The 15198-nt window shown below is 27.9% G+C and carries 15 protein-coding genes and 2 riboswitches; of the genes, 11 read left to right on the forward strand and 4 right to left on the reverse strand.

Annotated elements, in window-relative coordinates:
- Positions 1-93: 93 nt before the first annotated feature.
- Positions 94-1029 carry a hypothetical protein gene (locus QX51_RS00250; RefSeq protein ID WP_039677889.1) on the forward strand — a complete coding sequence of 312 codons (936 nt, stop codon included), beginning with the start codon at positions 94-96 and terminating at the stop codon, positions 1027-1029.
- Positions 1030-1164: 135 nt separating this feature from the next.
- Here the strand turns inward: QX51_RS00250 and QX51_RS00255 are convergent, their stop codons facing one another.
- From QX51_RS00255 to QX51_RS00270, 4 genes are all read right to left on the reverse strand, one after another.
- Positions 1165-2367, reverse strand: a complete 1203-nt coding sequence (locus QX51_RS00255) for a sensor histidine kinase (RefSeq protein WP_039677890.1) — start codon at positions 2365-2367, stop codon at positions 1165-1167.
- 2 nt (positions 2368-2369) lie between these two features.
- The gene (locus tag QX51_RS00260) at positions 2370-3041 is read right to left on the reverse strand and encodes a response regulator transcription factor (RefSeq protein ID WP_039677891.1); all 672 of its coding nucleotides are present in this window, start codon (positions 3039-3041) and stop codon (positions 2370-2372) included.
- Between the two features lie 183 nt (positions 3042-3224).
- Positions 3225-3911 (reverse strand): DUF4956 domain-containing protein, encoded by a 687-nt coding sequence (locus QX51_RS00265; RefSeq protein WP_039677892.1) that lies wholly within the window; start codon positions 3909-3911, stop codon positions 3225-3227.
- A complete protein-coding gene (locus tag QX51_RS00270; protein WP_039677893.1) occupies positions 3905-4660 on the reverse strand; it encodes a polyphosphate polymerase domain-containing protein in 756 nt (251 codons plus the stop codon). The genes QX51_RS00265 and QX51_RS00270 overlap by 7 nt, the downstream gene beginning before the upstream one ends.
- Positions 4661-4811: 151 nt before the next feature.
- Positions 4812-5097, forward strand: a riboswitch (cobalamin riboswitch).
- Positions 5098-5304: 207 nt separating this feature from the next.
- Between QX51_RS00270 and QX51_RS00275 the strand changes: the two genes are divergently transcribed.
- The 10 genes from QX51_RS00275 (at position 5305) to QX51_RS00320 (ending at position 15195) form a co-directional block, all read left to right on the forward strand.
- Complete coding sequence (locus tag QX51_RS00275) at positions 5305-6021, forward strand: energy-coupling factor ABC transporter permease (protein WP_039677894.1); 717 nt, start codon at positions 5305-5307, stop codon at positions 6019-6021.
- Entirely contained in the window at positions 6021-6350 is a 330-nt protein-coding gene (locus QX51_RS00280; protein ID WP_074078802.1) for an energy-coupling factor ABC transporter substrate-binding protein, read from the forward strand. Before QX51_RS00275 ends, QX51_RS00280 begins: the two co-directional genes overlap by 1 nt.
- The gene (gene cbiQ / locus QX51_RS00285) at positions 6337-7023 is read left to right on the forward strand and encodes a cobalt ECF transporter T component CbiQ (RefSeq protein WP_039677895.1); all 687 of its coding nucleotides are present in this window, start codon (positions 6337-6339) and stop codon (positions 7021-7023) included. Before QX51_RS00280 ends, cbiQ begins: the two co-directional genes overlap by 14 nt.
- Before the next feature lie 142 nt (positions 7024-7165).
- Entirely contained in the window at positions 7166-7996 is an 831-nt protein-coding gene (locus QX51_RS00290) for an energy-coupling factor ABC transporter ATP-binding protein (RefSeq protein WP_039677896.1), read from the forward strand.
- Between the two features lie 381 nt (positions 7997-8377).
- Positions 8378-8539, forward strand: a riboswitch (cobalamin riboswitch).
- A 105-nt stretch (positions 8540-8644) separates the two neighbouring features.
- The gene (locus QX51_RS00295) at positions 8645-10159 is read left to right on the forward strand and encodes a cobyric acid synthase (RefSeq protein WP_039677897.1); all 1515 of its coding nucleotides are present in this window, start codon (positions 8645-8647) and stop codon (positions 10157-10159) included.
- A gap of 119 nt (positions 10160-10278) precedes the next feature.
- Complete coding sequence (locus tag QX51_RS00300) at positions 10279-11643, forward strand: cobyrinic acid a,c-diamide synthase CobB (RefSeq protein ID WP_039677898.1); 1365 nt, start codon at positions 10279-10281, stop codon at positions 11641-11643.
- Position 11644: 1 nt separating this feature from the next.
- Entirely contained in the window at positions 11645-12598 is a 954-nt protein-coding gene (cbiB, locus tag QX51_RS00305; protein ID WP_039677899.1) for an adenosylcobinamide-phosphate synthase CbiB, read from the forward strand.
- Between the two features lie 20 nt (positions 12599-12618).
- Positions 12619-13689 (forward strand): pyridoxal phosphate-dependent aminotransferase, encoded by a 1071-nt coding sequence (locus tag QX51_RS00310; RefSeq protein WP_039677900.1) that lies wholly within the window; start codon positions 12619-12621, stop codon positions 13687-13689.
- A gap of 1 nt (position 13690) precedes the next feature.
- On the forward strand, positions 13691-14593 hold the full coding sequence (locus QX51_RS00315; RefSeq protein ID WP_039677901.1) for a GHMP family kinase ATP-binding protein: 903 nt from the start codon (positions 13691-13693) through the stop codon (positions 14591-14593).
- Positions 14566-15195, forward strand: coding sequence for a cobalt-precorrin-8 methylmutase (locus QX51_RS00320; RefSeq protein WP_039677902.1), 630 nt, complete (start codon positions 14566-14568; stop codon positions 15193-15195). The genes QX51_RS00315 and QX51_RS00320 overlap by 28 nt, the downstream gene beginning before the upstream one ends.
- The last annotated feature ends 3 nt before the right edge of the window (positions 15196-15198 follow it).

Raw genomic sequence — 15198 nt, forward strand, 5'->3', positions numbered from 1 at the left:
TAAATAATCAAAATATTGTAATATATTGTAAATATATAAATTAAAACTACTATGATAAAATTTAAATAATTACAATATTTGGGGGACATTAGAATGGAATCTATTTATAAGTTTATAGAATACATAAATGAAAGTAACATATTAAGCATGGGATTGCTGATATTTGCAATATTATATTTAATATATTTATATAACAAAAAAGAAGAAATTGAAAATTACTTAGGACTAAAGCTGATAGGGTTTTATTTATTAGGTGCATTTACTTTTAATTTTAAATTTGAAAGTTTTACTGCTATAATTCCTATAGGCATTATTATATATTTAGCTTTTATGAAAAACAAAGAAAGAGTAAATTGTGTGATAAAGAAAAAAGCAAGTATTATGGGGCTTATTATACTTTGTGTAGGTGTGCTAAATTCAATAATATATAATAATGTAGAATATAGAGATAGAAATATACCTATAAAAAATATAAGTATTAAAAGTTTAAGAAGTGATTATGAAGTTATAAAAAAAGAACTAAGTATAGATGATTTAGCTAGTGTAGAATCCCTTGATTTAGAATACAATAAAAATAATAAAATAAGGAGATTATCTTATACTATAAAAGATCAAAATAATAAAACTTATTTTATATCAACAAACGGCAAAAGCTACAGTATAAATACAAGCAAAACATATGAAAGTGAAGATGAGACTTTTATGTTTAGTTCAATGGGATATTATAATATGGATATTGAAACACTTTTAGATGTAATGAGTAATACAAAGTTTAAAAAATATGAAAATACATCTTATTACACTGCTATTTATAAAAATGAAGAAAATTATTATGAAAATGATAAAAATTTATATATTGTAGACTTGGCTAATTATTCAACAAAAAAACTAAATTCAAAATATCCCATATATGATGCAGTTGATATAAGTCATATGCCTATGGAGCAAGTAAGTGAGGGCTCATGGACAAGTACGAAAACAGATACTTATTTAATGAGATACAATATAGATGAAGAGTTAGATGAGTAGGATTGATAATTAAATTACTAAAAAAGACTGTATACAAATTATATACAGTCTTTTTATATGAAAAGGATTTATAATTTATGGATAAATCGTAAATTTCAACCTATTAAGATGGTTGATTGAGAGAAAATGATGTTTTTACTGTGGAAAAAGTGGTAAATCTACTGTAAAAGTAGCATCTTTATTTAAATTACTAGAAGCATAAATTTTTCCTTTATGCTGGGTAACAATAGATTTTGCAATAGATAGACCAAGTCCATATCCACCAGTTTCTCTATCTCTAGAATCATCAGCCCTATAAAACCTTTCAAAGATTTTATTTAATTTATCTTTGGGAATCCCTTCTCCAGTATTTTTAATAATTAACCTAGATTTAGACTTATCTGTAACTAAGTTGACAGATATACAACCTTCTTTATTTGTATATTTTACGGCATTATCCATAAGAATATTAAACAATTTTTTTATACTTTCTTCATTAGCATTTATCATTATATTTTTATTAATATTAGTATTCAATGTAATTTTATTTTCAAATATAACAGCATCAAAGGTTAAGAGCATACTTTCTATCATATTACTAAGATTTATTGGAGAAAATATCAATTTATTTTTTTCCACATCTAACTTTGCAAGAGATAACATTTCATTTACTAGTTCAGACATTCTATCTGATTGAGAATCAATATATTTAATCCATTTAGACTGATTTCTTATAGTATCTTCAGGATTACTAAGCAATAATGAAGTATTTGTTTTAATTATGGTCAAAGGTGTTTTTAATTCATGAGAAGCATCTGCAATAAATTGTTTTTGTCTATTAAATGTCTCTTTAATAGGCTCAATACTTTTATTAGTAAGATAAATACTTATTATTAAAAGAAAAATAAGACTTATTGATCCGGCCAAAACAAAAATCTGAATTAATCTTATTTTTAAGCTCTCTTCTGAAGTAATATTCAAAAGTACAATCTTTGAAAAAAACCTGAAACTCCTTTTTTCATACTTATAGATATAATCATCTATTTTAATTTTACCATTATTCTTATTACTTTCATAAATAGTATTTATAGCGTTTTGCAATTTCACAGTAGTCATATCATAATTTAGGTGGACAAAATAATTTGTAATATTTCCACTATTATCAAGCTCAACTACAATATTGCCACTATTAGGCTTTTGTTTTGGACTATTATTCATAAGAGAATCAATATTCATATTTGTTTCTCTATTAATGCTGTGGTTAGTCATAAAATAAAGAAAACTAAAAATACTTATAAAAACTATAGTGAGCAAAGTCATATTGATTAAAATAAATCTGGTTTTTAGCTTTTTAAACATTATTATTTCTCCAGTTTATATCCGGCTCTTCTTATAGTAGTGATTTTTACAGAAGAGTTAATAAAAGTAAGCTTTTTTCTCAGAAAAGAGATATAAACTTCTATATTGTTATATTCAACATCAGAATCAAATCCCCAAAGTTTAGTTATTAAATCGTCTTTGCTTACAATATTTTTAGGTCTTTGCATAAAATAGTTTAATATTTCAAACTCTTTTTGAGTAAGAGTTACTGCAGAATCTCTACAGCTTAAATCATAATTAGATAGATTTAAATTGATATCGCCATAAGTTAACAAGCTATCATTTATAACTTCACCTTTTCTTCGCGATATTGCCCTAAGTCTTGCTAGTAATTCTTTTGGCTCAAAGGGTTTTGGTAAGTAATCATCAGCACCTAAATCAAGACCCGTTACTTTATCATCAACAGAATCTTTCGCGGTTAATAAGAGTATAGGGGTAGATATACTTTCTTTTCGCAGTTTTTGTAAAATTTCTAGACCGTTTAATTTAGGAAGCATTATATCTAAAATAATGACATCATAAATATCTGTTAGAGCATATTCTAGTCCATTATCTCCATCATAAACTGCATCTACGCTATATTTATTATTAATTAATATTTGGCTTAAAGCTTCAGAAAGTTGCTTTTCATCTTCTACTAATAAAAGTTTCAATATGTTATCCTCCAAACTGCTTCAACTTCATGAAGTAAATTTGAGCAATGGAATTATCCTAAGTAGTAATGAGGATATATCATTGACAATATGCTTCTCAATTTTGGCGACATGAGCTAAGCGAATTTTTTTATTATTTTATTATACAATAAAGCCCCTTAAAAAGACTTAAGGGGAAGTAAATTAATTATCACCATAGTTAGTATTAGCAAGAGTAAGAGTAATGTTTAAGTTACCATTTCTACATCTTAACTCGTCCATAAAAGATTTTTGATTTGAATTGGCTTTTAAACTTATTGTATAAGTCAGCTCAAATAAAGAACCAAAGTCCCTAGTTCTAACTCTTTGTATACTATAAGAATTAGTGTAGTTATCTAATACTTCTTCGAATACACCTTCATAATTTAGGTTTTCTGGAATAGTAATTTTAAGTTGCATTGTTTTATTTTTAGGCTCTGCAAATTTGGTCATATGTAATCCAATCATTACAGCAGATAAAATTAAAGTAAATAAAACAGCATAAGTAATATATCCCATACCACAAGTAAGCCCAATTGCTAAAGTAAAGAATATATATGCAATATCCTTTGGATCTCCTGGGGCACTCCTAAAACGAATTATGGAAAATGCTCCAGCTAAAGAGAAGGCTCTAGCTACATTGTTGCCAACTAATAGGATAATTATAGATATTATTACAGGCAACATAATTAAGGTTGTACTAAATCCAGAATTAAAATTATCTTTTTCATGTGTTTTCATATAAACTACACTTATTAAAATTCCTAGTATAATAGATGTACCTATTACTAGTAGAGAATTAATAAGAGTAAATGATTCTCCTGTTGTTGAGGATATTATTGTTTCTAACATATTTCAGCTCCTATTTTTATTTCATTATTTTCTTTATTATTTAAACAATATTTCATAAATTCATTTCCATACTTTGAAAAATGAGTTGGATAAATTTCAAGTTCAGATAAAACTTTTGTAAACCATAAAGGTATGGCACCTAATATCTTTACTTCCATAAGATATTTTCCATCTCCAACGACATCTTTACCAAAACTTCCTTCTTCTAAAAGTAGATGATTTCTTCTAGTCAAAACTCTTGAATCAAATGTTACTCTAAAATCAGGATTATCCTTACAGAAAAAAGCATTTCTTTCATAAGATATAAATACAGTAGGATATACTTTTGTTTTACTAATATAGTATTCTATTTCATGAAGTACTTGTTTATCCATATAATCTTTAACCACAGGTCTTTTATTGTTATAAAGAAATTCATAAGCTTCACCTAAGGACAGAGAAAGTCTTCGCTTGCTAACAATACCCTTGATTTTTTTCTTTAATTCTAAGAATACTCTATCATTAGCATTAGTTGGTATCGTATAGCTTCTTAGTCTGAGTTTTTCTTTATAATATGGTTTTGATATGGAATGTCTTATTACATCGCTATTTTCAGTATCATAATAGATATTATAGATACTGTAAGTTCTATTGTTTTGACAAAATTTATCAGGATTCATATAATCCAGAAGTTTTGGAATTAATTCATTATATTGATTTTCTGTTATTAAAAACTTTTTCTCATAACGTTTAAAGGACTTTATTGCCATATTTTTCACCTCTTTTATCAATTGTTTTACACCATGAGTATAATAATTTAACCTTAAAATAATCTTAAAGAAAATCTGTTAATACATTTTTATAAAAATCAAACTTTTTATAGAATATTTACAAAAATTGGTATAGAATTAAAGTGAAAGAATAATAAAAAATATTTTAGGTTCTTTAAAGATTAATAGGGAAAGAGGTGAGAACCCTCTACAGCCCCCGTTACTGTAATGTGGACGAAACTCAACAAACCACTGTAAAAAAGTTACGAATGGAATTTGAGCAACGGATTTGACTAAAATTGCATGGCGCCGACGTAGTCGTTTAAAGCATTAGCAAAGTCATATCGTTGGTAATATGAACGTAGTGAATTTTTTATGGGAAGGTGAGGAGTAGGATGAAGCTAAGTCAGGAGACCTGCCTAGAGTATAAAAAGAAATTTCTTCGGGGTGAAGGAAGTATCTTATTAGAAAACATTTTATGTTGGAAATTAAGAGATACGAGCCTAGCCTTTCGGTTAGGCTTTTTTTAATTATCAACTAATTAAGTAAGCAAAATATTTAGTTACAACAAGAAATCTTAGTTAAATGAATTAAAATAATAAGATATACACCCTAAAAATAATTAAAAGGGAGATGTATGTAGTATGAAAAAAAGTAATGTAAAATGGTCATTAATAGCAGCATTTATGTTAATGACTACACCAGTAATCTCAAATGCAATGCACATTATGGAAGGCTTTTTACCAGTAAACTGGGCAATAATTTGGTGGGTAATATTTATACCTTTCTTTATAGTAGGACTTAAAAATATTACTAAAATAGTAAAAGAGCAACCTAAAAAGAAATTATTATTAGCTCTTTGTGGAGCTTTCGTTTTTGTATTATCAGCATTAAAAATTCCATCAGTTACAGGTAGTTGTTCGCATCCAACGGGTGTAGGCCTTGCAGCAATATTATTCGGACCTAGTGCAACTGTAGTTTTAGGGACAATAGTATTATTATTCCAAGCCTTATTATTGGCGCATGGTGGAATTACAACTTTAGGAGCAAATGCTTTTTCCATGGCAATTGTAGGACCATTAGTTTCTTTTGGAATATGGAAATTATGTAAAGATAAAATAGATAAAAAAATGGCAGTATTTTTAGCAGCAGCTTTAGGAGATTTGTTAACATATACTGTAACATCTTTCCAACTAGGTTTTGCTTTCCCAGATCCAGCAGGTGGATTTATGGTATCAGCAGTAAAATTCTTAGGAGTGTTCTTTATTACTCAAGTACCTATAGCAATAGCAGAAGGATTACTTACAGTTATAGTTTATAACTTTATAACTGAAAATGAAGAAAGAGAGGTGTTAGCATAATGCAAAGTTCAACAAGAAAAAAATCAAGTAGTATTAAATTAACAATCACTTTACTTCTTTTAGTTTTAGCTATAATTATTGTCCCATTAATAACTCAAAAAGGAGCAGAGTTTGGTGGAGCAGATGGAGAGGCTGAAGGTGTAATAACTGAAATAAATCCAGAGTATGAACCATGGTTTAGCAGTATAATAGAGCCTGCAAGTGGAGAGATTGAAAGTTTATTATTTGCATCTCAAGCTGCATTTGGAGCAGGAATAATAGGATATTATATTGGAACTACTAGAACTAAGAAAAAGATGAGAGATGAATTATTAAATGATAATAGATGATTATGCTTATAAAAATAAGTTATCTAAAGTAAATCCAAATATGAAATTTGCCATAGGTATGTTGTTACTAATTTTATCTTTAATTAATCCTTATAATTATATATCCTTAATTATTATAGCAATAATGAGTTTGGTTATAGTTGGGATTGCAAAGATTGAATTAAAAGATTATATTCATTTTATTAAAATTCCCCTAGTATTTTTAATTATCAGTATAATTATGATACTTCTGACTTTTTCTAAAGATAAAGAAGTCTTATTATACAGTATAAAAATAGGAAGTTTATATATAGGTGTTTCAAATGAATCTATAATATCATCAACACATTTATTCTTTAGAGCATTATCATGTTTGACTTGCATTTATTTTATAATGCTTACAACACCTTTTAATCAATTAATATTTGTATTCAAAAAACTACATTTACCAGACATAGTTTTAGAAATTTCCATGCTAATGTATAGGTTTATATTTATATTTATGGAGGAAGTTGCAGATATAAGAAAATCTCAAGAACTTAGGTTTGGATATATAAATTTAAAGAATGGATACAATTCTTTTGGATTATTAGTAAATATGTTATTTAAAAGAATGATGATAAGATATGATGAAATGAGTATAGCTCTAGACATGAAATTATACGATGGAACATTTTACATAGTAGAACAATAAAATAGTAAAATAATAAAAAAATTTGAGCAACGGGATAAGTCTGAAGCGGTAGCGAAGACTTAGATGTTGGTGACATGAAGTGGAGCGCCTACGCAGTGGCTTAAGCGAATCGAATTCTTTATATTGTAGAGGAAGATTAATAATGTTTAAAATAAATAATTTAACATATAAATATGACAAAAATAGAAAAGCCTTAGATAATATAACTATGGATTTTGATAGAGGAGATATTATTGGAATCATTGGATCGAATGGTTCAGGAAAGTCTACATTATTTAATAACTTAATGGGGATTTTAAAAGCTACACAAGGAGAAATACTTTATAAAAATAACCAGCTGAAATATGACAAAAAAAGTTTATATAATTTAAGAAAAGAGGTTGGTATAGTATTTCAAGACCCAGAAAAACAGATATTTTATTCAATGGTGTACGATGATTTAGCATTTGCCCTTAGGAATATTGGTATGGATGAAAAAACTATAAGAATAAGAATAAATAAAGCATTAGAATCAGTTAATGGAAAAGATTTTATTGACAGGCCAGTACATAGCTTAAGCTTTGGTCAGAAAAAAAGAGTAGCAATCGCATCAGTAATAGCTATGGAAAATAACCTTGTTTTACTAGATGAACCAACAGCAGGATTAGACCCTGAAAGTACAAAGGCTATTATAGACATAATTAAATCGATGCATAAAAAAGGAAAGAAAATAGTAATTACTAGTCATGATATGAATTTGATTTATGATATATGCGATTATGTATATATATTAAATCAAGGCAAAATAATTAGTGAAGGTAATGTTGAAGAAGTATTTGTAGATGAAGAAAAAATCGAAGAAGCAGGGCTGGAACTTCCATGGCTTGTAAAACTTAATAAGAATATGAACTTACCTTTATTCAGAAAAGAGGAAGATTTATATAATTATTGGAGTGAAAATTTTGGGGATAATCTAAATAAAATAGCAAAATAAAAAGACAATATATAAAATAGATAAAATCCATATTTTCTTGAAAATATGGATTTTTTTCTTTGTTCATGTTAGAATTTAACTCTCCAATTAATGATTGAATAAATATGGAGGTAAGAAATAAATATATTGTTTATATTTGTTACTGGGGAACGCTGATGTTAGGTCATAGTAATGAAAACATTGAATATACAATAAGGTGTAATTATGAAATTTTAAAAGTAAGTCATAAACTATAAGCTAAAATTTTAACGAAATTGAGCGATATATAATTATTTAATAATAATTATATATATAAAAAATATTAATATGTTTTGTACCTTAATAAAAATAACTATAATTAAGGTATATAAATCTTTTGTGAAAAAAGTAAGAATTGTAAAATTAAATAAAATTAGTTTGAGTTTTAGGGAAAAAGGTAAAAGCCTTTGCAGCCCCCGCTACTGTGAAACGGATGAAACCATAATATCCACTGTCAAGTTGATGGGAAGGTATGGGAGTAAAATGATGTTAAGCCAGGAGACCTGCTTAAATTAATTATTTAAAAAAATCTCGGGGTGAAGATTTGATTTTATGTTATATAGTAAAATCCTAGCCACTTGAGCTGGGATTTTTTGGTATTTAATATAAAATAAAGAAAGGATTAATGCTATGGGAAAAAAAATAATGCTCCAAGGAACTGCATCTAATGTTGGAAAAAGCATAATAACTACGGGATTATGTAGGATTTTTAAACAAGATGGTTATAAAGTAACACCATTTAAATCTCAAAACATGGCTCTGAATTCTTTTATAACAAAAGAAGGTTTAGAAATGGGAAGAGCTCAAGTTTCTCAAGCGGAAGCTTGTGGAATAGATCCTATTGCAGATATGAATCCAATATTATTAAAACCAAGTGGCAATAACAAAAGCCAAGTTATAGTAAGAGGAAAAGTAGTAGGTGATATGTCTTCAAAGGAATATCATGAGTATAAATTAGAATTAGTAAAAGTACTAGATGAAATATTTAAAGAATTTGAAGAAAAATTTGACGTAGTAGTGATGGAAGGTGCAGGAAGTTGTGCTGAAATCAACCTAATGGAAAGAGATATATCAAACATGGGAATGGCACAAATAGCAGATGCACCAGTCATATTAATAGGTGATATAGATAGAGGTGGAGTATTTGCATCAATAGCAGGTACCATATTATTACTTCCTGAAGAAGATAAAAAAAGAATAAAGGGAGTAATAATTAATAAATTCAGAGGTAGGAAGGAACTTTTAGACTCTGGTGTGAAAATGCTAGAAGATATTATAAAAGTTCCTGTTCTTGGAGTTATACCTTATACTGATATAAAAATTGAAGAAGAGGATAGCGTAACTACAAGATTTAAGAAACAAATAGACAAAGGAGATATTCATATAGAAGTTGTGAGAACACCTCATATGTCTAATTTTACAGATTTTAACATTTTTGAAACGCAAGAAGATGTAAGCCTTAGATATGTGGATTATGGAGAATTCTTTGGAGATCCTGATATAGTTATTATTCCAGGTACAAAATCTACCATAGATGATTTGATGTTCTTGAGAGAGAATGGTTTAGAAAATCAAATAAAAGAATTACATAAAAAAGGAAAGCTTGTAATTGGCATTTGCGGTGGATATCAAATGTTAGGTAAAGTTTTAAAAGATCCTTATCATGTGGAAAATAATTTAGAAGAAGTGAAAGGTATAGGACTTTTAGATGTTGAGACTACATTTGAACTGCAAAAAACAACAACACAAGTAAAAGCCATAGTGGATGGAAATTTAACTGGATATCTTAAAAACTTAAGTAATAAAGAAGTTAGAGGATATGAAATCCATATGGGAGTAACTGAGAGAAAAGAAGATAGCAATAATTTTGTAACTGTAGCAGAAAAATTAGGTGAAAAAGTTAGTTACCAAGTAGGTAATGTTAATAAACAGTGCAATGTATTTGGAACTTATCTTCATGGAATTTTCGATAATATAGATTTTACAAGAACCTTATTAAATAATATAAGGGAAGTGAAAAATTTAGAGCCAATAGAAAGTAAAGTTGAATCTTTTGGTGAATTTAAAAATCAAGAATATGACAAATTAGCTGATTTTTTAAGAGAACATTTAGACATGGAAAAAATATATGAAATAATGAATTAAAATTCGCTATGCTCATAGCGCCGACGAGATGCCTTTGCTACAGCTTTAAGCGACTACGCCGGCGTCATGCAATTTCAGATAACTCCGTTGTTTAAAATAATTCAGATTAGGTGATAAATATGAAAAAAATATTAATAGCAGGAACGAATAGTGGAGTAGGAAAAACTACAATTTCCCTGGGAATAATGCAAGCATTAACAAAAAGAAATCTAAAAGTACAACCATATAAAGTTGGGCCTGATTATATAGACCCTTCTTACCATACATTTATAACTGGAAGATATTCACGAAACTTAGACTCTTATATGTTAGAAGATGAAAAAATTAAGTGTATAGTAAAAAATTCTTCAAAAGATGCAGATATTTCAGTAGTTGAAGGTGTAATGGGATTATATGATGGGTATGGAGTTGATTTAGATGATTGCACTAGCTCATATACTTCAAAATTATTAAAAATGCCAGTAATTTTAGTTATAAATGCAAAGGCAATGGCAACATCGGCAGCAGCCATGGTGCTTGGATATAAAATGTTAGATAGAAATGTAAATATAGCTGGTGTTATTACAAACAATGTAAAAAGTGAATCTCACTATAGTACTTTAAAAGAAGCTATTGAAAAATATACGGGTGTGGAAGTGCTTGGGTATTTTCCTCCAAACAAGGAATTTTCTTTAGAATCTAGACATTTGGGGTTAATACCTTCAGTAGAAATGGATTCATTAAAAGCCAAGTTTGATAATTTGGCAGATGAAATAGAAAAGTATATCAATATTGATAGAATAATAGAAATATCTGAAACTGAAGAATTTGATACATCTTTTGAATTAGGAGACTTTATTGAAAATAATAAAGTTAATAATAAAACCATAGCTATAGCGTATGATAAAGCTTTCAATTTCTATTATAGGGAGAATATAGAACTATTTGAAAAGTTGGGAATGAATATAGAGTACTTTAGTCCTATTAGTGATAAAAAACTTCCAAAATGTGATTATGTTTATATAGGAGGAGGGTTCCCAGAAATTTTTGCGAAAGAGTTAGACGAAAATAAAGAAATTAGATACTCTATCATGAATGCCCATATTAATAAGATTCCAATATATGCAGAATGTGGTGGATTAATGTACCTTGGAGAAAAATTAGAAGATCAGAACAAAGATATTTACAATATGGTTGGAATATTTAAAGGATGCAGTAAAATGACATCTTCTCTTAAAAGATTTGGATATTGTTTTGGTGAGGCGAAGACAGATACTATTCTAGCTAAAAAAGGAGAAATTATTAAAGGACATGAATTTCATCATTCAGTTTTTGAGAGTGAAGAAGAATGTGCTTATTATATGAGAAAGTTAAAGAATGATAAAGTTATTGATGAATGGAAAGGTGGATATAGCAAGGGTAACACTCTAGCAACATACCTACATACTCATTTTTATAATAACTTAGATTGTATAGCTAATTTTATAGAAAGAGGACGTGAATAATATGAATCTTTTATCCATATATACTGGATATGCTCTTGATTTAATAGTTGGAGATCCTTATTCATTCCCTCATCCAGTAAGGTTTATCGGCAAACTTATTAGTTTTGTAGAAAAACAAATAAGAAAAATTACTTCATCTGATAAGGGTCTAAAAATTGCAGGTTTCTTTCTTTGGTTTGTGGTTGTAGGAGTAACACTAGGTAGTACTTCTATTGTACTACATTTGTTTGAATTTAATAAAATAGCATATTTCGCAGTAAACACCATATTAATTTATACTACTTTAGCCACAAAATGCTTGAAAGATGAATCTACAAAAATATATAAGGTATTAAAAACTGGAGAATTAGAAAAGTCAAGAATTCAGCTTTCTTACATAGTTGGAAGAGATACAACAAACTTAAGTGAAAAAGAAATAGTAAGAGCGACTGTGGAAACTGTTGCAGAAAACACAGTAGATGGAATAATAGCACCATTATTTTATGGGTTTATAGGGGGAGCACCTCTTGCCATGGCATATAAAGCTATTAATACCCTAGATTCAACAGTTGGTTATAAGAACGATAAGTACTATTATCTAGGATATGCATCAGCAAAAATAGATGATATTGCAAATTACATACCAGCAAGACTTGGCGTAATTTTGATTTCTCTTGGTAGTTTACTTGCAGGATTTAACTTTAAAAACGCATTAAAAATTGGAATAAGAGATAGAAAAAATCACAAAAGTCCCAATTGTGCTCTTTCAGAAGGTGCAATAGCTGGAGCTTTAGAAATACAGTTGGGTGGAACAAATATTTATTTTGGAAAAGAAGTGTACAAACCAACTATCGGAGATAAAAGTAGAGAAATAGAAATTGAAGATATTGTAAGAACAAATAAAATAATGTATTCATCATCAATAATATCAATAATAATTTTTACAGTTACTTACTACTTAGTAATTGGCCTGTAAATAGAGAAAGGAGGAGAATTATGAAAGATTTAGGACATGGAGCTAATGTTGATATAATGGCAGACACTTTTAATAAAAACATTGAAGATATAATAGATTTTAGCTCAAATATAAATCCAAAAGTTGTTCCCAATTTGGAAAAATATATTTTGGAAGGTTTAAGTAAATGCAAAAGTTATCCAGACATTAATTATACAAAATTAAGAAGAAACATTGGAAATTACATAAACATTAATTCCGGGTATATTATCCCAGGTAATGGAGCAACAGAAATAATATACCTTCTAATGAAAAATATTAAAAAAAGATTGGCAATTTTAAATCCTACTTTTTCAGAATATGAAAGAGGAGCTAAACTAAATAATTTACAAATAATAAATTTTATGCTAAATAAAGATGATGAATTTAGTGTAAATTTAGAAGAAATAGAAGCGAATATAGATAGTTTTGATAGTTTATTTATATGCAATCCCAATAATCCAAATGGAAAAGTAAAAAACATAGAAGAACTTTTAAAAATAATTATAAAAAATGATAAGTTATTAATTGTTGATGAAACTTTTATGGAGTTTGTACATGAAGAAGAAAATTACAGTTTAATAAAATATGTGGAAAAATACAAAAATATATTTATCATAAAAGCAGTAACGAAATTTTTTGGAATGCCAGGACTTAGACTGGGATATGGAGTTACTAGTAATAAGAAACTAATCGAAGAAATTTATAGATATAAAGAGCCGTGGACAGTAAACTCCTTTGCAGATGCTTTATCAAATTATATTTTTCAGGATGAAGAATATATAAAATCCAGTAAGGAGTATTACCTTAAAGAAAGGTCATATATGCTAAATGAGTTAAGAAAAATTAAAAAAATACATGTATATGATACAGATACAAACTTTATATTAATTGAATTAAAAGATACAAATGCAGAAGAATTAAAGCTTAGGTTATTCAAAGAAAGTAATATTTTAATAAGAAATGCATCTAACTTTATAGGTTTAGACAAAAGTCATATGAGAATAGCAATTAAAAGTCATGAGGAAAACCAATTGATTTTAAAGGAATTAAATAAATTATTGGGAGAATAATATGAAATCTTATGGAATATGTCCCGCATCCTGTGGTGAATTTGTTCAAGGGATTTTAGACAGAGAAGAATACTTATCTTCTTATGCAATTGATATGTTTTCAGTTGCTACCCTTGAAGAAAAACAAGAAAATATTAATTTAGGGCCTAAAAAATCAAGAAAAGCCATAGAAAAAGTATTCGAAAGATTTAATATTCCACTAAGGGAATGTAAAAATATATCTCTAAATATTAATAGTAATATACCTATAGGTAAGGGGATGGCCAGTTCTACAGCAGATATTGGAGCAACAATAAAAGCTACCTTATCTATATTGAATAAAGATTTAGGCAATGAAGAGATTTCTCTTATTGCTTCGGAAATAGAGCCTACAGATTCTATTTTATTATATAAAAATTCGATTTTTAATCCCGTTAACGGGCAGGTGAAAAAATATTTATCTAACTTAAATAACGGTAGAGTAATAATTTTAGAACCAGATGAAATTTTGGAAACAAGTATAATAAGAAGTAATCCAAATTATTTAGATATTAAATTAGAAAATAAAGCTATTATAAATAAATCCTTCGACTTATTGGAAGAAGGATTAAGAGAACAAGATTTAAAGTTAATAGGGAAGGCTTGTACATTAAGTAGCTTGGCAAATGAGAATATACATAAGAAGCCATATTTAAATGAAATTATAGAAATTAGTAATAAGATGGGGGCTTATGGAGTGAATATTGCTCACAGTGGTACAGTAATTGGAATATTAATTGATAATAAGATGGATCATGAGAGAATAATGAGTTATATAAAAGAAATATCTTTAGATGATTATTATAAAAGAATACATTTATCTAAAATTATAGGATATAAAGAAAGGGAGGAAATAGAGTGGAATATGTTAAAGACCCTAAGATGATAGAGGTAAAAAGTTTTGAGATTATACAAGGCATAATTGATGATATTAGACCAGGATATAAATTCAAAAATGAAATAGAAGAAAAGATAATAAAGCGTTGTATACATACAAGTGCTGACTTTGAATATTTAGATATATTAAAAATATCAGACACAGCGGTAAAGTCAATAATAGATGCTTTAAACAATAAATGTATAATTTATACAGACACAAATATGGCTCTTAGTGGAATAAATAAAATGAAGCTAAATGCTCTTGGATGTGAATACAAGTGTTTAGTATCTGATGAAAGAACAAAAGAATTAGCCAAGGAAAAGGAAATAACTAGATCTATGGCTGCTGTGGAAATTGCAATGAATGAAGAAGGTAAAAAATTATTTGTATTTGGAAATGCTCCAACAGCTCTTTATAAAACGATAGAAATGGTTAATGATGGAAAAAATGTTGAAGCCATAGTAGGAGCTCCAGTTGGATTTGTTGGTGCAGCAGAATCAAAATATGAGTTAGAAAAAACATCTATTCCTCATATAGTTGTTCAAGGTAGAAAAGGTGGCAGTAATGTTGCTGCAGCCATAATGAATGCAATCTTATATTCAATGTAGGGA

It is taken from the genome of Terrisporobacter othiniensis, assembly GCF_000808015.1.
Lineage (GTDB): Bacteria > Bacillota > Clostridia > Peptostreptococcales > Peptostreptococcaceae > Terrisporobacter > Terrisporobacter muris.

Excerpts from the sequence above, each read along its gene's own strand:
- QX51_RS00250 (WP_039677889.1), top strand. The coding sequence starts at position 94 with ATGGAATCTATTTATAAGTTTATAGAATACATAAATGAAAGTAACATA.
- QX51_RS00255 (WP_039677890.1), bottom strand. The coding sequence starts at position 2,367 with ATGTTTAAAAAGCTAAAAACCAGATTTATTTTAATCAATATGACTTTG.
- QX51_RS00265 (WP_039677892.1), bottom strand. The coding sequence starts at position 3,911 with ATGTTAGAAACAATAATATCCTCAACAACAGGAGAATCATTTACTCTT.
- QX51_RS00270 (WP_039677893.1), bottom strand. The coding sequence starts at position 4,660 with ATGGCAATAAAGTCCTTTAAACGTTATGAGAAAAAGTTTTTAATAACA.
- QX51_RS00275 (WP_039677894.1), top strand. The coding sequence starts at position 5,305 with ATGAAAAAAAGTAATGTAAAATGGTCATTAATAGCAGCATTTATGTTA.
- QX51_RS00280 (WP_074078802.1), top strand. The coding sequence starts at position 6,021 with ATGCAAAGTTCAACAAGAAAAAAATCAAGTAGTATTAAATTAACAATC.
- cbiQ (WP_039677895.1), top strand. The coding sequence starts at position 6,337 with ATGATAATAGATGATTATGCTTATAAAAATAAGTTATCTAAAGTAAAT.
- QX51_RS00290 (WP_039677896.1), top strand. The coding sequence starts at position 7,166 with ATGTTTAAAATAAATAATTTAACATATAAATATGACAAAAATAGAAAA.
- QX51_RS00295 (WP_039677897.1), top strand. The coding sequence starts at position 8,645 with ATGGGAAAAAAAATAATGCTCCAAGGAACTGCATCTAATGTTGGAAAA.
- QX51_RS00300 (WP_039677898.1), top strand. The coding sequence starts at position 10,279 with ATGAAAAAAATATTAATAGCAGGAACGAATAGTGGAGTAGGAAAAACT.
- cbiB (WP_039677899.1), top strand. The coding sequence starts at position 11,645 with ATGAATCTTTTATCCATATATACTGGATATGCTCTTGATTTAATAGTT.
- QX51_RS00310 (WP_039677900.1), top strand. The coding sequence starts at position 12,619 with ATGAAAGATTTAGGACATGGAGCTAATGTTGATATAATGGCAGACACT.
- QX51_RS00315 (WP_039677901.1), top strand. The coding sequence starts at position 13,691 with ATGAAATCTTATGGAATATGTCCCGCATCCTGTGGTGAATTTGTTCAA.